General features: G+C 72.3%; 15 protein-coding genes and 1 pseudogene. 12 read left to right on the top strand and 4 right to left on the bottom strand.

The genetic code is table 11. The annotated features are described in order from the left end of the window. Positions 1-116: 116 nt before the first annotated feature. The 7 genes from IE265_RS35945 (at position 117) to IE265_RS35915 (ending at position 10,131) form a co-directional block, all read left to right on the top strand. A complete protein-coding gene (locus IE265_RS35945; protein ID WP_190039984.1) occupies positions 117-983 on the top strand; it encodes a LysR substrate-binding domain-containing protein in 867 nt (288 codons plus the stop codon). A gap of 350 nt (positions 984-1,333) precedes the next feature. Beyond that, a complete protein-coding gene (locus IE265_RS35940; RefSeq protein ID WP_190039983.1) occupies positions 1,334-3,160 on the top strand; it encodes an AMP-dependent synthetase/ligase in 1,827 nt (608 codons plus the stop codon). 143 nt (positions 3,161-3,303) lie between these two features. Then, complete coding sequence (locus IE265_RS35935) at positions 3,304-4,557, top strand: ABC transporter substrate-binding protein (RefSeq protein ID WP_190039982.1); 1,254 nt, start codon at positions 3,304-3,306, stop codon at positions 4,555-4,557. Positions 4,558-4,599: 42 nt separating this feature from the next. Continuing rightward, positions 4,600-7,536 (top strand): ABC transporter permease subunit, encoded by a 2,937-nt coding sequence (locus tag IE265_RS35930; RefSeq protein WP_190039981.1) that lies wholly within the window; start codon positions 4,600-4,602, stop codon positions 7,534-7,536. Beyond that, complete coding sequence (locus IE265_RS35925) at positions 7,533-8,312, top strand: ABC transporter ATP-binding protein (protein WP_190039980.1); 780 nt, start codon at positions 7,533-7,535, stop codon at positions 8,310-8,312. Before IE265_RS35930 ends, IE265_RS35925 begins: the two co-directional genes overlap by 4 nt. 213 nt (positions 8,313-8,525) lie before the next feature. After that, positions 8,526-9,317, top strand: a complete 792-nt coding sequence (locus tag IE265_RS35920) for an aldo/keto reductase (protein ID WP_190040001.1) — start codon at positions 8,526-8,528, stop codon at positions 9,315-9,317. A 124-nt stretch (positions 9,318-9,441) separates the two neighbouring features. Further along, positions 9,442-10,131, top strand: a complete 690-nt coding sequence (locus tag IE265_RS35915) for a glycoside hydrolase family 75 protein (RefSeq protein ID WP_190039979.1) — start codon at positions 9,442-9,444, stop codon at positions 10,129-10,131. Between the two features lie 98 nt (positions 10,132-10,229). Here the strand turns inward: IE265_RS35915 and IE265_RS35910 are convergent, their stop codons facing one another. The 3 genes from IE265_RS35910 to IE265_RS35900 form a co-directional block, all read right to left on the bottom strand. After that, positions 10,230-10,931 (bottom strand): SDR family oxidoreductase, encoded by a 702-nt coding sequence (locus IE265_RS35910; RefSeq protein ID WP_190039978.1) that lies wholly within the window; start codon positions 10,929-10,931, stop codon positions 10,230-10,232. Positions 10,932-11,047: 116 nt separating this feature from the next. Beyond that, positions 11,048-11,968: a class I SAM-dependent methyltransferase gene (locus IE265_RS35905; protein ID WP_190039977.1), complete on the bottom strand. Its 921-nt coding sequence runs from the start codon at positions 11,966-11,968 to the stop codon at positions 11,048-11,050. Positions 11,969-12,197: 229 nt separating this feature from the next. Further along, on the bottom strand, positions 12,198-13,907 hold the full coding sequence (locus IE265_RS35900; RefSeq protein WP_190039976.1) for a glycoside hydrolase family 6 protein: 1,710 nt from the start codon (positions 13,905-13,907) through the stop codon (positions 12,198-12,200). A gap of 979 nt (positions 13,908-14,886) precedes the next feature. Here IE265_RS35900 and IE265_RS35895 point away from each other — a divergent pair. Next, entirely contained in the window at positions 14,887-17,802 is a 2,916-nt protein-coding gene (locus IE265_RS35895; RefSeq protein WP_190039975.1) for a glycoside hydrolase family 48 protein, read from the top strand. Positions 17,803-18,009: 207 nt separating this feature from the next. Beyond that, on the top strand, positions 18,010-20,658 hold the full coding sequence (locus IE265_RS35890) for a cellulose binding domain-containing protein (protein ID WP_190039974.1): 2,649 nt from the start codon (positions 18,010-18,012) through the stop codon (positions 20,656-20,658). 72 nt (positions 20,659-20,730) lie between these two features. On the opposite strand, the gene IE265_RS35885 is transcribed toward IE265_RS35890, so the two are convergent. Beyond that, entirely contained in the window at positions 20,731-21,465 is a 735-nt protein-coding gene (locus IE265_RS35885; RefSeq protein WP_190039973.1) for a GbsR/MarR family transcriptional regulator, read from the bottom strand. Between the two features lie 267 nt (positions 21,466-21,732). On the opposite strand from IE265_RS35885, the gene IE265_RS35880 reads away from it, so the two are divergent. The 3 genes and pseudogenes from IE265_RS35880 to IE265_RS35870 form a co-directional block, all read left to right on the top strand. Next, on the top strand, positions 21,733-22,404 hold the full coding sequence (locus tag IE265_RS35880; protein WP_190039972.1) for a DUF4097 family beta strand repeat-containing protein: 672 nt from the start codon (positions 21,733-21,735) through the stop codon (positions 22,402-22,404). A 32-nt stretch (positions 22,405-22,436) separates the two neighbouring features. Beyond that, positions 22,437-23,456: an ATP-binding cassette domain-containing protein gene (locus tag IE265_RS35875; RefSeq protein ID WP_190039971.1), complete on the top strand. Its 1,020-nt coding sequence runs from the start codon at positions 22,437-22,439 to the stop codon at positions 23,454-23,456. Further along, a pseudogene (locus IE265_RS35870) lies at positions 23,453-23,724 on the top strand (ABC transporter permease); the annotation flags it as partial. The gene IE265_RS35875 and the pseudogene IE265_RS35870, both read left to right, overlap by 4 nt.

Below are 23,724 nucleotides of genomic sequence, written 5' to 3'. Positions count from 1 at the left end.
GTCGTTCGGTCGGTCCGGTGCTCGGTCGTGCCCTCCCCATCGTCCTCCCCGGAGCCTTGATCGGGAATCCCGCACACCGCACTGACTGTCATCACGCTTCGCGATAGCCTGGCCGGGTGTACGACCCCTCGCAGCTCCGTACGTTCCTGGCCGTGGCCCAGACGCTCAGCTTCACCCGGGCCGCCCGCCGGCTGGGGCTGCGCCAGTCCACCGTCAGCCAGCACGTGCGGCGCCTCGAGGAGGCGGCGGGGCGGCAGCTGTTCTCGCGGGACACCCACTCCGTGGAGCTGACGGAGGACGGCGAGGCCATGCTCGGCTTCGCGCGCCGCATCCTGGAGGCGCACGAGCAGGCGGCGGCGTTCTTCACGGGCACACGGCTGCGCGGCCGGCTGCGCTTCGGGGCGTCGGAGGACTTCGTGCTGACCCGGCTGCCCGAGGTCCTGGAGCGCTTCCGCCACGACCACCCCGACGTCGACCTGGAACTGACGGTGGAGCTGTCGGGCACCCTGCACGAGCGGCTGGCCGAGGGGAAGCTCGACCTGGTGCTCGCCAAGCGCCGCCCCGGGGACCCGCGCGGCGAGCCCGTCCGGCACGACCGGCTGGTCTGGATCGGCGCGGAACGCCTCCGGCTGGACCCCGAGCGCCCGGTGCCGCTGATCGTCTACCCGCCGCCGGGCATCACCCGGGCCCTCGCCCTGGAGGCCCTGGAGCGCCAGGGCCGGGCCTGGCGCATCACGTGCACGAGCGGCAGCCTCAACGGGCTCGTCGCGGCGGCGCGGGCCGGACTGGGCGTGATGGCCCACTCCCGCGGCCTGATCCCGCCGGGCCTGGTCCGCGTCCCCGACCGGGCCGGCCTCCCCGAACTGGGCGGGGTCGAGTTCGTCCTCGTCCACGGCCGCCGGGCCACGGCGGCCCGCGGGGCGGCCGACGCCCTGGCCGCGTCGATCCTCTCGGCGGGCGACACCCTCCGGCGGAACCCCTGACCGCTCTCCCCGGGGGCGGGAGGGGCCGGGCGTTCGGACGCACCCCCCACGGGCCCGCACGGACGCGGAACAGGGCTCGACCCGACCTCGCGGCCGCCCTCGGCGCACCGTCCCGGACCCGCCCGGGCGCCCGGGCCGCCGCCCCGTAATCACCCCGTACAGATTCCGTGGAGATTACGGAACCGAAACTTACGGAAGAGTAAGGATTCTGTCCCGGCCTCCCCCCTTGTGGCCGCATTTCAACGCCTGACCAGTGCGTACGCCCCACCGCGCCCCGCTGCGCCACCCCTCCCGCCCCGGCGCCCGGTGGGGTAGCTTTCACCGCGCTGCGAGCGCCACGAGGAGCTGGATTGCACGAGTTCACCAACCCTCCCCTGGCGTCGGCGCCGCCGGTGGGCGGCCTGGCCGACGTCGTCTTCGAACATGCCCAGGAGGATCCCCTCCACATCGCGCTCGGCCGCAAGGACGACGAGGGCCGATGGCGCGACGTCACGTCCGCCGAGTTCCGCGACGAGGTGCTGGCCCTGGCCAAGGGCCTCCTGGCACACGGCGTCCGGTTCGGCGACCGGGTCGCCATCATGTCCCGTACGCGCTACGAGTGGACCCAGTTCGACTACGCCCTGTGGTCGATCGGCGCCCAGGTCGTGCCGATCTACCCGACCTCGTCGGCGGAGCAGGTCTTCTGGATGCTGCACGACGCGCAGGTGTCGGCCGCGATGGTGGAGCACGAGGACCACGCGATGACCATGGCCACGGTCATCGACCGGATCCCCTCGCTGCACAAGCTGTGGCAGCTCGACGCGGGTGCGGTGCAGGAGCTGTACGAGGCCGGCGGCCACATCGACGACGAGGTGGTGCACCGGCACCGGCGCGCGGTCACCCCGGACTCGACGGCGACGATCATCTACACGTCCGGGACGACGGGACGCCCCAAGGGCTGCGTCATCTCGCACGCCAACCTCATGTTCGAGACCGACACCGCGATCGCGCGCTGGGAGCCGCTCTTCCACTCCAAGCGCGGCGACGAGGCGGCCACACTGCTGTTCCTGCCGCTCGCGCACGTCTTCGGGCGGATGGTGCAGGTCGCCGCGGTCCGGGGCAAGGTCAAGTTCGGCCATCAGCCCCAGCTCCACGCGTCGGCCCTGCTGCCCGACCTGGCGGCGTTCCAGCCGACGTTCTTCCTCGCGGTGCCGTACATCTTCGAGAAGGTCTTCAACGCGGCCCGCAGGAAGGCCGAGCGCGAGGGCAGGGCCGGCCCGTTCGAGAAGGCCGTCGACGTCGCCGTGCGGTACGCGGACGCGGTGGAGGCGAAGGCCTGGGGCATCGGCCCCGGACCGTCGGCGGCCCTGCGGGTGCAGCACCAGGTCTTCGACAAACTGGTCTACTCCAAGATCCGTGCCGCGATGGGCGGACGCGTACGGCACGCGATGTCCGGCGGCTCCGCCATGGACCGGCAGCTCGGGCTGTTCTTCGCGGGCGCCGGGGTGCAGATCTTCGAGGGGTACGGGCTCACCGAGTCCACCGCGGCCGCGACCGCCAACCCGCCGGAGCTCACCCGTTTCGGCACCGTCGGCCAGCCGCTCCCCGGCACCACCGTGCACATCGCGGAGGACGGCGAGGTCTGGCTGCGCGGCCCCAACGTGTTCCAGGGCTACCTCAACGACCCCAAGGCCACCGACGCGACACTGCACGACGGCTGGCTCGCGACGGGCGACCTGGGCGCGCTCGACGAGGACGGCTATCTGACCATCACCGGACGCAAGAAGGAGATCCTCGTGACCTCCGGCGGCAAGAGCGTGTCGCCGGGCGCGCTGGAGGAGCGGGTGCGCGACCATCCGCTGATCGCCCAGTGCATCGTCGTGGGCAACGACCGGCCGTACATCGCCGCGCTCGTCACGCTCGACTCCGAGGCCGTCGAGCACTGGCTGCAGATGCGGGGCAAGCCGCAGCCGACCGCGGCCGAGCTGGTGCGCGATCCGGACCTGGAGACCGAGGTGCGCCGTGCGGTGGTGGCGGCGAACACGCTCGTCTCCCAGGCGGAGTCGATCCGCACGTTCCGCATCCTGGCCCACCAGTTCACCGAGGAGCACGGGCTGCTGACGCCCTCGCTGAAACTGAAGCGCAGGGCCATCGAGGACGCGTACTCGTCCGAGGTCGAGGCGCTCTACCGCGCCTGACCGGCCCCCTCCCGCCCCGCGGGGCGGCCCGGCACGTCACCACTCCGCCGTTTCTGACGGATCGTCAACTGTCGATGCATCAGATATTGACGCCTCGTCAGATCCCGCCGATTATGCGGTCACTCGACGGAGGGGGACCGACCGTGTCGCGACCGATTCGCACCATCGCCGCCGTCGCGGCCGCGCTGCTGCTCGCCGGCGCCTGCAACTCGGCTTCCACGGGCGGGAGCCCGGATGAGAAGGGGTCCGCGGTACGCGGCGTGACGGACACCTCCGTGAAGGTCGGGGGCATCGTCTCGATGACCACCGCCAGCGGCTACTCGAAGAAGGACACGGACCTCGGCGCCCGGGCCCGTTTCGACCGCGCCAACGCCGAGGGCGGCGTGCACGGACGGAAGATCGACTACCTCGGCGCGCAGGACGACGGCCAGGACCCGGCCAGGAATCTCGCCGCGGCCCGCAGACTCGTGCAGCAGGACGAGGTGTTCGCGGTGGCGCCGATGAGTTCGACCACCTTCTCGGGCGCCGACTTCCTGCAGAAGCAGCGGGTGCCGACCTTCGGCTGGGGCACGCTGCCCTCGTTCTGCGGACCCTCGTACATCTACGGATTCGGCGGCTGCATGGTGCCGATGCCCGGCGGCACCATCTCCCAGACCTGGCCCGAGGGGCTCAAGAAGGTGATGGGCGGCTCGGCCGGCCGGAGCGTGGCGATCCTCGCCAACGACAGCGACGCGGGGACCTTCGCCATCCGGACCTACCGGCAGAGCTTCGCCTCGGCCGGTTTCGAGGTGACGTTCGCGAAGGCCTCGGTGCCCGCCACCTCCGTACCGAGCGACTGGTCGGCGTACACCAAGGAGATCCTGCGCAGCGACGGCGGCAAGGCCCCCGACGCGGTCGTCTCCGTGATGCAGACCCCGTACAACATCGGCCTGTTCACCGCCGTCAAGCGCACCGGGTACGACGGCGTGCTCACCGATCCGACCGACTACGACCCCGGGCTGCTCACGAAGAGCGCGACGAGGAAGGCGCTCGACGGGGTGCACGTCCTGCTCTCCTTCCAGCCGTTCGAGCAGGACAGCGCCGACATGACGCGGTTCAGGCAGGACATCCGGAAGGCGGCGGGCAAGGAGGTGCCGCTGAACATGCACATGATGACCGGATACATGTCGGCCGACCTGTTCCTCGCCATCGCGGGGAAGGCGGGCAGGAACCTGACCACGGCCTCCTTCCAGAAGGCCGCCGACGGCTTCTCCGACACCGGGACCATGGTCGGCGACCGGGCGGAGCCCAAGGGGCAGAAGGAGTCCTTCGGCTGCGGCGCCCTCGTCAGGCTCAAGGGCGACACGTACGTCGTGTCGGCGCCCTTCACGTGCTACCCGCCGATCCCCTTCTCGTAGGCGGGCCCCGGCGCACCTCGGCCACGACGAGGAGGACTCGGCATGTCGGACCTGCTCGGATTCGTCCTGAGCGGACTCGTGTCGGGCGCGCTGTACGCGCTGCTCGCCACCGGGCTCGTGCTCTCCTACTCGGCCTCGGGCCTCTTCAACTTCGCGCACGGGGCGACCGCCTACCTGTGCGCGCTCGCCTTCCACGAACTGCACTCGGGGTTCGGCCTGCCCGCCGTTCCGACGGCCGTCCTGCTGGTGTGCGCGGTCGCCCCCGCGCTCGGCCTGGGACTCGACCGGCTCATGTTCCGCAGACTGGCGCGGGTCGGGGAGACCGCGCAGATCGTCGCGACCATCGGGCTGCTGGTGGCACTGCCCGCCCTCGGGCTGTGGACGGTGGAGCTGCTGGAGGACGCCGGCGCCCCCGTGAGACCGGCCGAGAACCAGTTCGGGCTGCCCGGCGTCGGGCCGAGCCCCGCCGTGTCCTGGCAGGTGGCGGACGGCGTCGGCGTCGACTCCGACCAGCTCATCACCTGGGTGGCCACCGCGGCGGTGGCCCTCGCCCTGTGGGTGCTGATGCGGCACACCCCGCTGGGTCTGAAGCTCCGGGCCACCGTCGACAACCGCTCGCTGGTGGAACTGCGCGGGATGAGCGCGGACCGGCTGTCGTCGATCGCCTGGATGCTCTCGTCGGCGCTCGCGGGCCTGGCGGGCGTCCTGGCGACACCCCTGCTCGGCCTGTCCGCGCACGACTTCACGCTCTTCCTGTTCGTGTCGGCGACGGCAGCGGTGCTCGGGCGGTTCGTCTCCGTGCCGCTGGCGTTCGCGGGGGGCCTCGGCCTCGGGGTACTGCAGAACCTGGTCGCCGGGTACGCCGGCTTCGCCGAGCGGATCACCGGATTCCGTACGGCGGTGCCGTTCCTGATCCTCTTCGCCGGCCTGCTGCTGCTGACGCGGCGCGGCCGGACCGCCGGCACCGCGGTGGTCGACGCTCCGCCGGTCGACCCCCAGGCCGGGCTGCCGTGGTCGCGCCGCTGGGGCCCGTGGGCCGCGGCCGCCGTGCTGCTCGGCTCGTCCTTCTACACCGTCACGACGCCCTTCTGGAGCGGACTGCTCGCCCAAGGACTGGCGCTCTCACTGGTGTTCGTCTCCTTCACGGTGGTGACCGGGCTCGGGGCCATGGTCTCGCTGGCCCAGGCCACCTTCGTGACCGGGGCGGCGCTGACGGCGGGGCTGCTGATGAGCCACGGCTGGCCCTTCGCCGCCGCGGCGGCGGCCGGAACCTGCGCGGCGGCCGTGCTCGGCGGCCTCGCGGCGCTGCCCGCACTGCGGCTCGGCGGCCGCGCCCTCGCCCTGGCGACCCTCGCCCTCGCCTTCCTCGCCGATCAAGTCCTGTTCCAGATCGGCTGGTTGCGCAACGGCGACACGGGGTGGCCGATTCCGCGCCCGGTCCTCGGCCCGCTCGACCTGAACGACGACCGGGCGCTGGGCGTCGCGTTGACCGTGCTCGTGACCGCGGCCGTCGCGTCGCTCGGCGCGCTGCGCGCCTCGCCGTCCGGGCGCGCGATGCTCGCGGTGCGCTCGGCTCCGGCGGCGGCGATGGCCTGCGGGGTGTCCGTCGTACGCACCAAGCTGGTGCTGTTCACCCTGTCGGCCGGCCTCGCGGGCTTCGGCGGGATCATGTACGCCTCGTACAACACCCGTGTCACGGCGACCGACTTCACCGCGATGACGGGGCTCGTCTGGCTGGCGGTGGTGGTCGCGGCGGGCCTGCGGCGGCCGCAGTTCGCGGTGGTCGCCGGCCTCGTCTACGTCCTCGTGCCGCAGGTGGTCGCGGACCATGTGACCGAGTCGCCCCACCTTCCCGTGATCCTCTTCGGACTGGCGGGCCTCGCGCTCGCGAACGATCCGGACGGGTACTGCGCGGCCGTGCCGGTACGGATGCACCGGCGGCGGGCGGCGAGAGCGGGGGCCCGAGCGGGGGCGGGGGGCGGTGGGACCGACAGCGCGGCCCGTGCGGCCGGTACGGCCGGTGAGCCCGCCGCGGGAGGTGGACCCCTGGCGGACGGCCGCCCGGTCGCGGGCCCCGGCGCCGCTGCGGGCGCCTCGCGCGCCGCGCCTCCTGCGGGGCCACCCGCCGCGCCACCCGCGCCACCCGCAGCACCCGCAGCACCCGCAGCACCCGCAGCACCCGCAGCACCCGCGCTCGAACTCCTCGGCGTCCGCGCCGGATACGACGGCGCGCCCGTCCTGCACGGGGTGGACCTCGTCGTGCGCCCCGGCGAGATCCTGGCGCTGCTCGGCCCCAACGGGGCCGGCAAGTCCACCGCGTGCCGCGTCGCCGCGGGCCTGGTCGCCCCGCTCGGCGGCCGGGTGCGCCTGGCCGGCCGGGACGCCACCCGGGACGACCCAGTCGCGAGGTCACGGGCCGGGGTGCTCCTCGCGCCGGAGGGCCGGGGCATCTTCCCCTCGCTCACCATCGAGGAGAACCTCGCCCTGTACCTGCCCGTACGGGACCAACGGGACGCCGTGTACGAGCGGTTCCCCGGCCTCGCCGGACGGCGGGGCGTCGCCGCGGGTTCGCTCTCCGGCGGCGAGCAGCAGATGCTCGCCCTCGCACCGCTGCTCCAGCGCCCCCCGCGGGTACTGGTCGCGGACGAGCCCTCCCTCGGCCTCGCGCCCCGCGTGGTCGACGAGGTGTTCCGGCTGCTGGCCGAACTCCGGTCAGGCGGGACGGCGTTGCTCCTCGTCGAGGAGAAGGCGACGGAGGTGCTCCGGGTCGCGGACACGGTCGCGTACCTGGCGCACGGGCGGGTCGCCTGGTGCGGTCCGCGGGCGGCCGTCGAGGCGGACCGGCTGACCGAGGCGTACCTGGGCCTGGCGGCGGCCGCCCGTCAAGTGCCGGGCGGGACCGGCACCGTCGAGGGACAGGAGCCCGGCCCCGGGGGACACGTCGCCCCTCCGCGGTCCGGGGACGGGGTCCGGCCGTGAGCGGCGCGCCCGCGCTGCGGGCGGAGGGCATCGGGGTCCGCTTCGGCGGTGTCCGTGCCCTGGACGACGTGGGGATCACGCTGTGCGCGGGGGAAGTCCGCGGACTCATCGGCCCCAACGGGGCCGGGAAGACGACCCTGTTCGACGTGCTGTCCGGCATCCGGCGCCCCGACGCGGGCAGCGTCCGCCTCGACGGGGTGGACGTGACCCGCCACTCCCCCGTCCGCCGCGCCCGGCACGGGATGCGCCGGACCTTCCAGCGCCAGCAGTTGTTCGGGCAGCTCACCGTGGCCGACAACCTCCTGGTGGCGCAGGAGTGGCGCGGTGGCGGCGGTGGCCTCGCGGCCGACCTGCTGGCACTGCCGGCCCGGCGCTCGTACGAACGGGCGAGACGCGAGCGCGCCGGGAAGGTGCTGGCGGACTTCGGGCTGGACGGCCGGGGTGACGCGGCGGCGGGCACCCTTCCCGTCGGTCGCGCACGGATGGCCGAACTGGCGCGGGCTGTCGCCGACCCGCCGCGCGTGCTGCTGCTCGACGAGCCGGCGTCGGGGACGACGGACGACGAGCGGCGCCGACTGGCCTCGGCCGTCCGCCGACTGGCTGAGGACGAGGGCTGCGCAGTCCTCCTCGTCGAGCACGACGTCGCCTTCGTCATGGAGCTGTGCTCTCGGGTGCTCGTCCTCGACCTCGGCCGGGTCCTGGCGGAGGGTACCCCCGCCGAGGTGCGCGCCGACCGCCGGGTGAGGGACGCGTATCTGGGTTCGGCGCCCGGGTGACCGGCGCACCCGCCGACGCCGGCGCGGGCGCGGGAGGGGTGCCCGTGCGCCCGGACATCCGTTTTCGGCCAAAATCCGAATCGGTCGGCGGACGCGCGGGACAGGAATGCACGGCGCCCCGTGATCGTTGACGATGGGAGTCCCAACCGACGACTGAAGGATCGAGAGCTCGTGAGCAAGGTCCCCCCGATCATCCTGAACAACGGCGTCGAGATGCCCCAGCTGGGCTTCGGCGTCTGGCAGGTGCCGGACGACGAGGCGGAGCGGGCCGTCGCCACCGCGCTGGAGGCCGGGTACCGGAGCATCGACACCGCCGCGATCTACGGCAACGAAGAAGGCACCGGCAAGGCCCTGAACTCCTCCGGCGTCGCCCGTGAGGACCTCTTCGTGACCACCAAGCTGTGGAACGCGGACCAGGGGTACGACGCGACCCTGCGCGCGTTCGACGCGTCCCTGGACAAGCTGGGCCTGGACTACGTCGACCTGTACCTGATCCACTGGCCCATGCCCGCGAAGGCGCTGTACACGGACACGTACAAGGCGTTCGAGAAGCTGCACGCGGACGGCCGCGCCAAGTCCATCGGTGTCTCCAACTTCCTTCCGGAGCACCTGGAGAGGCTGATCGACGCGACGTCCGTCATCCCGGCCGTCAACCAGATCGAGCTCCACCCGCACCTCCAGCAGCACGCGGCCCGCGAGTTCCACGCGGAGCAGGGCATCGCCACCGAGGCCTGGTCCCCGCTGGGCCAGGGCAAGGGCCTGCTGGAGGTCCCGGCCGTCGTGGCCATCGCGCAGAAGCACGGCCGCACGCCCGCCCAGATCGTGCTGCGCTGGCACCTCCAGCTCGGCAACGTCGTGATCCCCAAGTCCGTGACCCCGTCCCGGATCGAGGAGAACATCGACGTCTTCGGCTTCGCGCTCGACACCGAGGACATCGCCGCGATCAGCGCGCTGAACGAGGACCGCCGCCTGGGCCCGGACCCGGCGTCGTTCAACCAGGGCTGACCCGCCCACCGCACGGCGATGCCGCCGCCCCGACGGGCGGCGGCATCGCCGTGACCGGGCGGCGGTCCGCCCCGCATTGTGCGTGAATGCGTGAGGACGTCTCCTCCCGCAGAAGGGCTTCACAGTGCGCATGTCCACGCTGACCCTCGCCGTGACCGCCGGTGCCGCGCTGCTCGGCGCCGCCTCGATCCCGGCGGGAGCCGCACCCGGGCGGGACCGGACCCGGGAGGGTGCCGTCACCGCCTCCGAGCTGCTGGCCGAGGTGACGTCCTGTTCCCGGGTCTCCCGGGGCAAGTACCGCACCGACCACGGCTCCCCCGCCACCGTCCCGGTGTGCGGCCTCAAGGGCGCGGTCTTCTGGAAGGCCGACATGGACATCGACTGCGACGGCCAGGTCACCGCGCACTGCAACCGCACCGCCGATCCCTGGTTCCAGAGCCAGACGGCCTTCACGCAGTCCGACGGGAGACCGCTCGTCTCGGAGAAGCTGCCGTACGTCGTCGTCCCCGGCCCCAGCGCCCTGTGGGACTACCGCGCCGCCGGCCTGAAGGGCGGCAGCGTGGTCGCGGTCGTCCACGGGGACCGGGTCGGGTACGCGGTGGTCGGCGACACCGGTCCCGCCGAGATCATCGGTGAGGCCTCGTACGCCGCCGCCCGCTCGCTGGGCGTCGATCCCGACCCGGCGACCGGCGGCACCGCCGCCGAGGTGACGTACATCCTGTTCACCGGCTCGCGGGTGCGCCCGATCGAGGACCACGGCGCGGCGGTGGCCCTCGGTCGGACACTGGCCGAGCAGTTCCTGCGGGACAACTGAGGGCGCCCGCCGGACGGCTCCACGGGATCCGCCTCCGGCTCCCCGGCCCCGGGACGGCCCGGCGGCGGTTCCGTCTCCGTCCCGGGCGGGCCGTGCGGTCAGACCGGCTGCCCGACCGGGCGTACGACCAGGGTGTTCACGTCGACCCCGGCGGGCTGCCGGATCGCCCACACGACCGACTCCGCGATCTGGTCGGAGGTCAGCAGGTGTCCGGGGGGCAGGCTGCCGTAGTTGTCCCAGAAGGGCGTCTCCGTGCGGCCGGGCGAGACCAGGGTCACCCCGACGCCGTACTCGGTGACCGCGCGCCTGGTGTTCTCGGCCAGACCGGTGACGGCCCACTTCGTCGCGCCGTAGATGTTGCCCGGCGTGTGGACGTGTCCGGCGACGCTGCCGATGAGCACGATCCGGCCACGCGTCTCCTTGAGCCGGTCGATCGACGCCCGGACGAGCAGCGCGGGCCCCAGGACGTTCGTCAGCACCATGTCCCGCCAGCCGGACGGATCGCCGTCGACGACGGAGTCGTGCGTGGCGAAACCGGCGTTGGCGACGACGGTGTCGAGCCGTCCGAACTCCCGTACCGTCGCCGCGACGGCGGCCTCCACGTGCTCGTGGTCCGCCGCGTCCCCCGCGAGCGTCAGCAGCTCCGCGGGATCGCCGAGTCCGCGGGAGAACGCGCGCAGCCTCTCCTCCCCGCGCCCGGTCACCGTCACCCGGTGTCCGGCGTCGAGCAGGCGCCGCGCGACCGCCGCTCCCATCCCGCTGCCGCCGCCCGTGATCAATGCCACCGGTGAGTCCGCCATCAGTGCCCCCAAGTCGTGTCCCGTGCCGTGCCGTGCCGTGCCGTGCCGTGCCGTGGGAGTCCATCACTTGAAGCGCACTCGATGTCAACACGCCCTGGAGCAGGCCCGATCCGGGTCTATCGCGGCTTCACTCCGACGTACAGCGTGCGGGCCGCGAGCACGAAGACGTCGGGCCGTCGGTGCACGCCCGCCTCGTCCCGCGGGTCGAGGAGCCGGTCGAGCGTGGCCAGGTCCTCGGGGTCCAGCGAGTCGCCGAGGCCGTCCCGGCGGTGCGCGAGGCCGGTGGCGACGAAGGCCCGCCCCTGCCCGGAGAGGGGAGCGGGCAGGTCGAGCAGGAACGTGCGGGTCGCGCCGTGCCGCAGACCGGCGGCGGTCAGCAGGGCGGGCCAGTCCTCGGTCTCCTCGGCGGCACCGGGAAGCCCGGCCCGCATCCGCGCGAACGACTCCTCCTGGACGGCGTCCATCCGGGCCTGCAGTCCCGGGCGGCCGATGCCGATGTCGCGCGGCAGGTGGCGGGAGGGCAGGCCGCCCTCCATCAGCGCGAGTGCGCCGCCCGGGGCGAGCCGGTCGGCGAAGCCCTTCAGGGCGGCCCGCTGGTCACCGACGTGGTGCAGGGACCCGCTCGCCCACAGCAGGTCGGCCGGATACTCCAAGTCGCCCAACCCGGAGCCGAGTTCGGCCTCCAGTGTGCTGAAGCGGTCGGCGAACCCGAGGCGCTCGGCGCGCTCGCGGGCCCGGTCCAGCAGCGGTTTCGCCCCGTCCACGGCGACGATCCGCGAGCCGGGGAACGTCTCGGCGAGGACGCCGGAGATGACACCGGGGCCGCTGCCGGCGTCCACGATCATTCCCGGGTCCGGCCGCCACTCGCGCAGCCAGGCCGCCACCCGGGCGTACATCGGGGAGTACAGCTCCGCCTCCTGCTCCAGCACGGGCAGCATCCCGGCGAAATCGATGTGGCCGTGCGTGTGACCGTGCTCGTGGCCGTGGTCGCGGCGACCGCCCTCCCGGCCGTGCTGGTGGTCGTGGTCGTGGGCCATGGGCCGAGCCTCTCGTTCGGGATGCCCACAGAGTGCTCCGCGACTTCCGGAAACGGCCACTTCGGTTGCCGGAACGGCAAAGGAACGCGGCTCACTGCCCGGTCGCGCCTGTCGCGCGGCGAAGGGCCGACGCTCACTCCCGCAGCCGGCGGTGCCGTCCGCCGGGAGGGCCGGGCAGATGCCCCGCCCTCCCGGCGGACCGCCTCCTGGATTCAGCGCGCCCGGGGGGTCACAGTGCCGGGTACGCGTTCTTCATGAGCTCCTGGAACTGCGCCGAGAACCAGTGCCCGGACAGCGGCGCGTTCGCGAGCGCGCCCGACATGTTGTTGTTGTTCCGCGGGTTGCCGGTGTACGTGGGGTCGCACATCCGGTCGAAGCCCTTGCCCTCGTCGTTCGGGATCGCCGTGCTGGACCCGTCCGACTCGCCCGGGGGCTTGATCCACACATAGGCGTCGATCCCGGCGACCGGCGCGGCCTGCGGGCGCTCGCCGAGGCCGGCACCCGACTGGTTGCACCAGTTGCCGAGGTGGATGCGCCGGTCGTAGCGGCCGCCGTCCACATAGGTGTCCACGCTGGTGGTCGCTCCCGGACCGGTGGGCCGTGCGGTGCCGCCCCAGCCGTTGCGGGAGGTGTCGATCAGCATGCCGATGCCGGAGCCGAATCCGATCGAGACGAGCTGGTTGCGCATGGCGAGCGCGTACGACTGCTCGTCGGTGTAGCGGTTCCAGTCGATCCACTTCGACGTGCGGACCGAGGCGCCGTTCACGGTGTCGTTGATCGTGAAGTGGTTCTCCTTGAGAGCGCTGTAGTTGGCCGTGTTCACGATGAACCCGTGCACGTCGGCGACCGTCGCGCCCTCGGCGGTGGCGGCCTGCTTGAACAGGGCCGCGGAGGGCGCGAAGTTGTCGTCCCAGCCGAGCCAGCCGTGGTGTCCCGCGTCCACGTAGTTGTAGACGTTGGGCGCGTCGCCGAGCTTGTTCAGCGCGTAGCCGACGCCCTTGATGTAGTTGCCGTTCGCCTTCATCGTGTCGCAGTTGGCGGTGGCCGTGGCCCGCGGCGTGACGTTGGTGACGAGGTTCGGCAGCGAGTCGATCTCCACCGTGGTGACGATGCGCAGCCCCGCGTACTTGCTGTCCTTCAGGATCGCGGCGATGGGGTCGATGTACTGGGTCTTGTACTTGTCGATCTCCGTGGCGCCGAGTTCGCCGTTGGAGGCGAGGGCCGCGCAGTCACGGCCCGGCAGGTTGTAGACGACCAACTGCACGGCCAGTTCGCCGGAGCCCTTCTGCTCCAGGGCCTCGTCGAGGTGGTCGCGCAGGCCCATCCCGCTGCCCACGCCCTCGATCGCGGCGATCCGGTCGAGCCAGACGCCCGTGGGCTGGTCGGCGATCCGGCTGCCGCCGGGCTCGGCGGCGGCCTTCGCCGACCACTCCGGGTTCACGTACACCTTGGCGCCCGCGTACGGGTTGTCGACCCTGTCGCCCGGTTCCTCCGGCGGGTCCGTGGGGCCGCCGCCCCCGTCGTCGACGTTGCAGGCCACGCCGTCCAGGGTGAAGGCCGTGGGCAGCGCGTTGGTGCCGCTGTACGAGCCGTTGAACCCGAAACTGACGGAACCCCCGGTGGCGAGCGTGCCGTTGTAGCTCTCGTTGGCCGCGGTGACCGCGGTGCCGCTCTGGCTGATCCTCGCGTTCCAGCCGCTGGTGACCTTCTGGTTGCCCGCGTACGACCACTTCACGGACCAACTCGACTTGGCCGCACTGTTGTTGGTGACGGTGACCGCGGCGGTGAAGCCGGAGTCCCACTGGTTCTGCACCTTGTAGTCGACCGTGCAGGGGACGGCGAGGGCGCCGACGTCCTGGGGGATCGCCGCGACGGCGGCGCCTGCGGTGCCGGCGACCAGCGCCAACGCCGACAGGAGTGCTGTTCTGGTACGGCTCATGTGCGGGGTGTCCTATCCGTCGAGGGAGCGCGGGTGACCGCGCGGCCCGGTACCGGACGGCATGGGAGTGCCGTCTCGCTGGGGGGTCGGGGCGGGCCCGGGAACACGGTCCCGGGTGTTCCGGGTCCGGCCCGGGTGGGAGAGAGGTCGCGCCCGCCGGACCGGGCGACGACCCGGTCGGCGGTGGAGCGGTCGCGGGAGCGCCCGCCGGTCCCGCCCGCCGTGAACGGCACTGCGGCCGCGAGCGGGACGGGCGTGCCGGTCCGGCGGTTCTCCGTGGAGCGGACATTGACGTTGTGGACGCGCCGTGCGGTCGCGCGCCGGCCGACGGGATCGGCCGGCCGCCGTCCCGGCCGCCGGGGCGGGTCGTGCGCGTGCGGGGTCCCGCCGGCCGGGAGGGTTCTCCCGACCGTGGTGCCACGGACCGGGCCGACTTGGGGACGCAGACCCGGGGGTCCGTGACGGAAGCCGGTACTCCGGCCGCGGACGGCCCGCCGGACGCGCCCGGGACGCGGCCCGGCGGCAGTGCGGCCCCGCGCTTCGACGTGCCTGGTGACGGGTGCGGCTTCCTCGGGGCCACCGCCCGGCCGCCGGGTGGCCGAGTGCTCCACCTTGCGGACGGCCGAGGCCGTGGAGGCCGTGACAGCCGGCTCGGCCGCGGAGCCCGCGAGGGCTGTCACGGCAGCGCCGTACAGGGAGAACGAGGTGTGCGGGGGTGGCGCATGAGCGGTCTCCTTGCAGCTCTGACGCGCTGTGACGCACGCGTCGACTGATGGAACCGCTCCCACTGGTGCGGAAGAAGGTAGCGCCAAGCGATGGCGAAGGACAGAGGAGTCGCACTCTTGATCTATCGAATCATTTCGACTCTTCAAGCACCTTGACCCCCTCAACCCTCCTCTCCACTATGGGAGCGCTCCCACTGGTTCAAGGCTTGTTGCTCCTCCCCCCATCTCCGAGCCGCAAGGAGAGGAACCAGAACATGGCACCCAGACGGAGACGCCGCCTCGCGCGGCGGATGTGGACCGCCGTGGTGGCGGCCCTCGCCCTCCCGCTGACCACGTTGGCGACCGGCGCGACCCCCGCCCGGGCGGCGGCGGTCCAGTGCAGCGTCGACTACCGGACCAACGACTGGGGCTCCGGCTTCACCGCCGAGCTCACCCTCACCAACCGCGGCACGGAGCCGATCGGCGGCTGGACGCTGACCTACGACTACGCGGGCAACCAGCAGCTCTCGAACGGCTGGAACGGCACCTGGTCGCAGTCGGGCCGCACGGTCACCGCGAGGAACGCCTCGTGGAACGGGACGATCGCGGTCGGGGCCGCCGTGACGACGGGCGCCCAGTTCACCTACAGCGGCTCCAACGCCGCGCCCGCCGCGTTCGCGGTCAACGGGACATCCTGCGCCGGGGCCCATCAACCGCCCATCACGGTCCTGACCAGCCCGGCGGCCGGCGCCGTCTACTCGCAGGGCGACGCGGTCCCGCTCGCCGCGACCGCCGCCGCGGCGGACAACGCCACGATCGGCAAGGTCGAGTTCTACGACGACACCACGCTCCTGGGCACGGACACGACCGCGCCCTACTCCCTTTCGGCCACTGGCTTGACCGTGGGCAGTCATTCTCTGCTCGCGAAGGCCTACGACAGCCTGGGCGCCTCGGCGGAGTCCACGCCGGTCGGCATCACGGTCGCCGCGGGACCCGCCGTCGTGGCCTCGCCGACCCAACTCGGCGTCCAGCAGGGCAAGTCCGGCACCTACGACGTGAAGCTGTCGACGCGGCCCCAGGCGAACGTGACCGTGACGAGCGCGCGCGTGAGCGGCAACACGGGGCTGTCCGTGACCGGCGGGGCATCCCTCACCTTCACCCCGTCGAACTGGAGCACGGCGCAGCGGGTGACCGTCACCGCGGACGCCTCGGGCACCGGCTCGGCGAGCTTCGAGTCCACGGCCACCGGGCACGCGAAGGCCGCGGTCACCGTGACCCAGCTCGCCGCGTCCAAGGACTACGACGCCCGGTTCCTGGAGCTGTACGGGAAGATCACCGACCCGGCCAACGGCTACTTCTCGCCCGAGGGCATCCCGTACCACTCGGTGGAGACGCTGATCGTCGAGGCACCCGACCACGGGCACGAGACGACCTCGGAGGCGTACAGCTACCTGCTGTGGCTCCAGGCCATGTACGGCAAGGTGACGGGCGACTGGACCAGGTTCAACGGCGCCTGGGAGATCATGGAGAAGTTCATGATCCCCACGCACGCCGACCAGCCGACCAACTCCTTCTACAACGCGTCGAAGCCGGCGACGTACGCACCCGAACTGGACACTCCGAACGAGTATCCGGCGCAGCTCGACTCGGGGGTGCCCGTCGGCCCGGACCCGATCGCCGCCGAGCTGAGGAGCGCGTACGGCACGGACGACGTGTACGGCATGCACTGGCTCCAGGACGTGGACAACGTCTACGGCTACGGCAACTCGCCCGGCAAGTGCGAGGCGGGCCCGGCCGACACCGGACCGTCCTACATCAACACGTTCCAGCGCGGCGCGCAGGAGTCGGTGTGGGAGACGGTGCCGCAACCGACCTGCGACGCCTTCAAGTACGGCGGCGCGAACGGCTACCTGGACCTGTTCACCAAGGACGCCTCGTACGCCGAACAATGGAAGTTCACCAACGCCCCCGACGCCGACGCGCGCGCCGTGCAGGCCGCGTACTGGGCCGACGTGTGGGCCGAGGCGCAGGGCAAGGGCTCCGAGGTGTCGGCGACCGTCGGCAAGGCGGCGAAGATGGGCGACTATCTCCGCTACTCGATGTACGACAAGTACTTCAAGAAGATCGGCAACTGCGTGGGGCCGACGGCCTGCCCGGCGGGCACCGGGAAGGACGCGTCCCACTACCTGCTGAACTGGTACTACGCGTGGGGCGGCGCCACCGACAGCTCGGCCGGCTGGGCCTGGCGCATCGGCTCCAGCCACACCCACGGCGGCTACCAGAACCCGCTCGCGGCGTACGCGCTCAGCTCGTACGCGGCCCTGAGGCCCAAGTCGGCCACAGGACAGGCGGACTGGGCCAAGTCCCTCGACCGGCAGCTGGAGTTCTACCGCTGGCTGCAGTCCAGCGAGGGCGCCATCGCGGGCGGTGCGACCAACAGCTGGGCGGGCCGCTACGCGACACCGCCGTCGGGCACGCCGACCTTCCACGGCATGTACTACGACGAGAAGCCCGTCTACCACGACCCGCCGTCCAACCAGTGGTTCGGCTTCCAGGCGTGGTCGATGGAGCGGGTCGCCGAGTACTACCAGCAGACGGGCGACGCGGACGCCGGGCTCGTCCTCGACAAGTGGGTCGACTGGGCACTGGCCAACACCACGGTCAACCCCGACGGCTCCTTCCGCATCCCCAACACGCTCCGGTGGTCCGGAAAGCCGGACACCTGGAACGCGTCGAGTCCCGGCGCCAACGCGGGACTCCATGTCACCGTCGCCGACTACACGGACGACGTCGGCGTGGCCGCCGCGTACGCCAAGACCCTGACGTACTACGCCGACCGCTCCGGTGACACCCGGGCCGGGACCACGGCCAAGGCGCTGCTCGACGGCATGTGGGAGAACAACCAGGACGCCCTGGGCATCGCGGTCCCGGAGACCCGCTCCGACTACAACCGCTTCGACGACGGCGTGTACGTCCCGAGCGGCTGGACCGGCACGATGCCGAACGGCGACGCGGTCGACTCGTCGTCGACCTTCGCGTCGATCCGCTCGTTCTACGAGGACGATCCGGCCTGGTCGAAGATCGAGGCGTACCTGGCGGGCGGCGCCGCGCCCTCCTTCACGTACCACCGGTTCTGGGCCCAGGCGGACATCGCACTCGCCATGGGCTCGTACGCGGAGCTCCTCGAATAGCCCCCGCCAGGCGCCCCGCGGTTCGTCGGCATCCGGCCGCGAGCCGGGTGCGGCCGGTCGCGCGGTCCCGCGTGCCCTCGCGGGCGCCGGTACGGCGCCGTGCCTCCCCGGGGCGCCTGGAGTTCCGCGTGCACAAGGCCGGACGGTTCCCTCCGCACGGGGAGCCGTCCGGCCGTCGCACCCCACACCTCGCGAAAGGCCCCCACCGTGCGAAGAACCCGCATCCTCACGGCCGTGCTGGCGCTGACCGCCGGACTGCTCGCGGGCGCCCCGCCCGCCCTCGCCGCGAGCCCCGCGCGCACCGCTCCCGCCGCCGACACGTACACCTGGCGGAACGCCCGGATCGACGGCGGCGGTTTCGTCCCGGGCATCGTCTTCAACCGCACCGAGAAGAACCTCGCCTACGCCCGGACCGACATCGGAGGCGCGTACCGCTGGCAGCAGTCGACGAAGACCTGGACCCCGCTGCTCGACTCCGTCGGCTGGGACCGCTGGGGCCACACGGGAGTTGTCAGCCTCGCGTCCGACGCGGTGGCGCCGGACAAGGTGTACGCGGCCGTGGGCACGTACACGAACAGCTGGGACCCGGGCAACGGAGCCGTCCTCAGGTCCGCCGACCGGGGCGCGACCTGGCAGAAGGCCGACCTGCCGTTCAAGCTGGGCGGCAACATGCCCGGCCGCGGCATGGGCGAGCGGCTCGCCGTCGACCCCCACCGCAACAGCGTGCTGTACCTGGGCGCGCCGAGCGGCAAGGGGCTGTGGCGTTCCACGGACTCGGGCGCCTCCTGGTCGCAGGTGGCGAACTTCCCCAACGTCGGCGACTACGCGCAGGATCCGACGGACACGAGCGGCTACGCGTCCGACAACCAGGGCGTCGTCTGGGTCACCTTCGACGAGTCGACCGGTACGGGCACGAACGCCACACGGACGCTGTACGTCGGGGTGGCCGACAAGGAGAACGCGGTGTACCGCTCGACCGACGCGGGCGCCACCTGGTCCCGCCTCGCCGGTCAGCCCACCGGCCAACTGGCCCACAAGGGCGTGCTGGACGCGGAGAACGGCCACCTCTATCTGGCGTACAGCGACAAGGGCGGCCCCTACGACGGCGGGAAGGGCCGGCTGTGGCGGTACGCGACGGCGACCGGGGCCTGGACCGACATCAGCCCGGTCGCGGAGGCGGACACCTACTACGGTTTCGCCGGACTCACCGTGGACCGGCAGAACCCGGGCACGGTGATGGCCACGGCGTACAGCTCCTGGTGGCCCGACACGCAGATCTTCCGGTCGGGGGACAGCGGCGGCACGTGGACCAAGGCCTGGGACTACACGTCGTACCCGAACCGCACGAACCGCTACACGATGGACGTCTCGTCCTCGCCGTGGCTGAGCTGGGGCGCCAACCCGTCGCCGCCCGAGCAGAGCCCCAAACTGGGCTGGATGACGGAGGCACTGGAGATCGACCCGTTCGACCCGGACCGCATGATGTACGGGACGGGGGCGACGGTCTACGGCTCGGAGAACCTGACGCAGTGGGACAGCGGCGGCCGGTTCACCGTCAGGCCGATGGCGCGGGGGCTGGAGGAGACGGCCGTCAACGACCTGGCCGCTCCCCCGTCGGGCGGTGCCGTGCTGCTCAGCGCGCTGGGTGACATCGGCGGTTTCCGGCACACGGACCTCACCGAGGTCCCGTCGATGATGTTCACCTCACCGAACTTCACGTCGACGACGAGTCTCGACTTCGCGGAGGGCTCGCCGAACACCGTGGTGCGGGTGGGCGATCTCGACGCGGGTCCGCACGTGGCCTTCTCGACGGACAACGGCGCGAACTGGTTCCCGGGCACCGACCCCTCGGGCGTGAGCGGCGGCGGCACGGTGGCGGCGGCCTCGGACGGCAGCCGGTTCGTGTGGAGCCCGCAGGGCGCGGGCGTGCACCACACGACCGGGTTCGGGACGTCGTGGTCGGCGTCGAGCGGAATCCCCGCCGGTGCCGTCGTGGAGTCCGACCGGGTGGACCCGAGGACCTTCTACGGGTTCAAGTCCGGCAGGTTCTACGTGAGTTCCGACGGCGGCGCCACGTTCACCGCCTCGGCGGCGACCGGACTGCCCAGCGGCGACAGCGTACGGTTCAAGGCGCTGCCCGGCACGAAGGGCGACGTCTGGCTGGCGGGCGGCGCGAGCGACGGGGCGTACGGGCTGTGGCACTCCACGGACTCCGGCGCGACCTTCACCAAGCTGCCGGGCGTCGAGCAGGCGGACACGATCGGCTTCGGCAGGGCCGCCGCCGGCGCCTCCTACCAGACGCTGTTCACGAGCGCCAGGATCGGCGGTGTGCGCGGCATCTTCCGTTCCACGGACCGGGGTTCGACCTGGACGCGCATCAACGACGACGCCCACCAGTGGGGTTGGACGGGTGCGGCCATCACGGGTGACCCGCGGGTGTTCGGGCGCGTGTACGTGTCGACGAACGGGCGCGGTGTCATCCACGGCGACTCCTCCGACGCGGGCGGGGGCGGCGGCACCGATCCGCAGCCGCCGGGCGCCTGCGCGGTGACGTACGAGGTCACCAACCAGTGGTCGGGCGGCTTCCAGGCCGAGGTGCGGCTCACCAACACGGGCTCCGCCGCCTGGAACGGCTGGGAACTGGGCTGGTCGTTCCCGAACGGACAGACCGTGAACCAGGTGTGGAACGCCGCGCACACCCAGTCCGGGGCGGCGGTCACGGTGCGCAACCTCGGCTGGAACGCGGACGTGGCCGCCGGTTCGTCGGTGGGCCTCGGCCTCACCGGCAACTGGTCGGGGGCCAACGGGAAACCGTCGGCGTTCCGGCTCGGCGACCGGTCCTGCCCGGTGACCTGACCACCCGGACAGGACCAGCGGGAGGGCGCGTGCTGTGCGGCACGCGCCCTCCTCGGCGACGGCTCCCGAGACTCAGGGCGCGTCGTCCGGGGGTGTGCCGGGTTTCGTGTGGAGGACCTCGCGGGCCTGCTCCGCGGCGCGGGTGAGGCTCTCGGAGACGAAGTCCAGGAAGCGGGCGATGTTCTCCAGGCGGACGGCGGCGGGAGTGCCGGCGCCGAGCACGCCGACGCCCTGCCGTGCCGTCTCGATGATCCGCTCGTTGGCCCGGGCGCTCGCGATCATCGCCTGGAACCAGACGTCGTCGTCGACGACATAGCGGTCCCGCCGGCGTTCGTCGCGTTCCCGGCGGACGAGTCCCTGGTCCTCCAGGAACGCGACCGCCTTGGAGATGGACGCCGGGCTGACCTGGAGGCGCTGGACCAGTTCGGACGCGGTGAGGCTGCCCGCGTCGGTGAGGTAGAGGCACGCCATCACCCTGGCCATCATCTTGGGCGTGCCCGCCTGTATCAGGACGGTGGTGAACATCTCCTCGTACTCGCGCACCGCCCCGGCGTCGCGGCCATGGGCCGGCGGGGGCGCCTGCGGCCCCCGCGGGACGGCCGGACCCCGGCGCTGCGTGCGGCGTTCGGTGGCGCGGTGGGCCAGGTCCGCGCGGTAGGAGGCGGGGCCGCCGTTGCGCATCACCTCACGCGTGATCGTCGAAGTGGGGCGGTCCAGGCGCCGGGCGATCTCCGCGTAGGCCAGGCCGTCGGCCAGGCCCGTCGCGATCTGCTGGCGTTCCTGCTGGGTGAGTCTGCCTCCCGGCATCGAGGTCCTCTCCGTACTGCTTCCCCCGGCGCCGCGCGGCGCCGTTCCATACCCCCAGCATAGCGTTCACCGACACTTCATTGCAACGATCCCTGCGCTGGCGTTGCATTAAATCGGAATCGATTGCAACGAATTACTAGCTCTGACCTGCAATGATGAAACTTAGACGCAACGATCGTGTTGTCAGATCAATGAACGCAACGTAGCTTTTCCATCATCGGAAACAGCGGGCCGAAGGAGCGCACGCTGAAGACCAAGGAGAGCACGATGCAGAAGTTCGACACCCCCGCCCCCGTCGCCGCCGTCCTCGACATCCCCGCCGGGCGCATCCGTTTCATCGCCGCCGACCGGACCGACACCACGGTCGAGATCCTTCCCTCGGACGCCTCCCGGCGCGTCGACGTGAAGGCCGCGGAGCAGACCACCGTCGAATACGGCGACGGAGTCCTGCGGATCGGCGCCGCGCCGTCGAAGAGCCGGATCCTCGGCAGCTCCGGCTCCGTCGAGGTGACCGTCCAGCTGCCCGCCGGGTCCCGCGTCGAGGCCAAGGCCGCCCACGCCGAGTTCCGCGGCGTCGGACGGCTCGGCGACGTCGCCTTCGAGGGCGCGCAGGGCACGGTCAAGCTCGACGAGACGGCCGCCGCCCGCCTCACCCTCCTCGCCGGCGACGTCGCGATCGGACGCCTGGGCGGCCCGGCGGAGATCAGCACGCAGATGGGCGACGTCCGGATCGGCGAGGCCGTGCGCGGCACGGTCGTACTGCGCACCGAGTCCGGCGAGGTGTCGGTCGGCGCCGCCCCCGGCGTCTCCGCCTCCCTGGACGCGGGCACCGCCCACGGCCGCGTCCACAACGCCCTCAGGAACACCGAGGGCGCCGACGCCGAGCTGAACATCCACGCGACCACCGCCCACGGCGACATCACCGCCCGCAGCCTGTAGAGCCCGCGGCCCACAGCGAAGGAGCACACACCATGACCCAGCCGGCCATCACCGCGAACGGTTTGCGCAAGTCCTACGGAGACAAGGTCGTGCTCGACGGTGTCGACCTGTCCGTGCCGCGGGGGACGGTGTTCGCGCTGCTCGGTCCGAACGGCGCGGGCAAGACCACCGCGGTGAAGATCCTGTCCACCCTGGTGTCCGCGGACGGCGGGCAGGCCCTCGTCGACGGCCACGACATCACCACCGCCCCCGACCTGGTCCGTGCCGCGATCGGGGTCACCGGGCAGTTCTCCGCCGTCGACGGCCTGATCACCGGCGAGGAGAACATGCTCCTGATGGCCGACCTGCACCACCTGCCCAGGCCCCGGGGCCGACGGGTGGCGGCCGAACTCCTGGAGCGCTTCGACCTGACCGACGCCGCCAGGAAGCCCGCGTCCACCTACTCCGGCGGCATGAAACGCCGCCTGGACATCGCGATGACCCTGGTCGGCGACCCCCGGATCATCTTCCTCGACGAACCCACCACCGGACTCGACCCCCGCGCCCGCCACAACATGTGGCAGATCATCCGCGAACTCGTCACCGGCGGCGTCACCGTCCTGCTCACCACCCAGTACCTCGAGGAGGCCGACCAACTCGCCGACCGCATCGCCGTCCTGCACGAGGGCAGGATCGCCGCACTGGGCACCGCCGACGAACTCAAGCGCCTGGTCCCCGGCGGACACGTCCGCCTGCGCTTCTCCGACCCCGCCACCCACCACCGCGCCGCCGCCCTGCTGCCCGCGGCCACCCGCGACGACAACGCCCTGGCCCTGCACGTCCCCAGCGACGGCAGCCAACGCGCCCTGCGCACCCTCCTGGACCTCCTCGACACCGCCCACCTCGAAGCCGACGAACTCACCCTGCACACCCCCGACCTCGACGACGTCTTCTTCGCCCTCACCACCGACACCACCACCGACCCCACCACCGCCGACACCAGTGCGACCGCCACCACCGCTGCCGCTGCCGTGCCCGCCCCCGGCAACCCGTCCAAGGAGACCGTCCGATGAGCCCCCTCGCCCCGGCCGTGCGCGACTCCACCACCATGCTGCGCCGCAACCTCCTGCACGCCCGCCGCTACCCCTCCCTGACCCTCAACCTGCTCCTCACCCCCGTCATGCTGCTCCTGCTGTTCGTCTACCTGTTCGGCGACGTGATGAGCGCCGGCATCGGCGGCGCGGGCGCCGACCGCTCCGCCTACATCGCCTACCTCGTCCCCGGCATCCTCCTGATGACCATCGGCGGCACCGTCGTGGGCACCGCCGTGTCCGTGTCCAA

This window comes from Streptomyces fructofermentans (assembly GCF_014651055.1).
Lineage (GTDB): Bacteria > Actinomycetota > Actinomycetes > Streptomycetales > Streptomycetaceae > Streptomyces > Streptomyces fructofermentans.
Note: the sequence above shows the minus strand (reverse complement) of the source record. Positions and strands in the feature narration are given on the sequence as shown.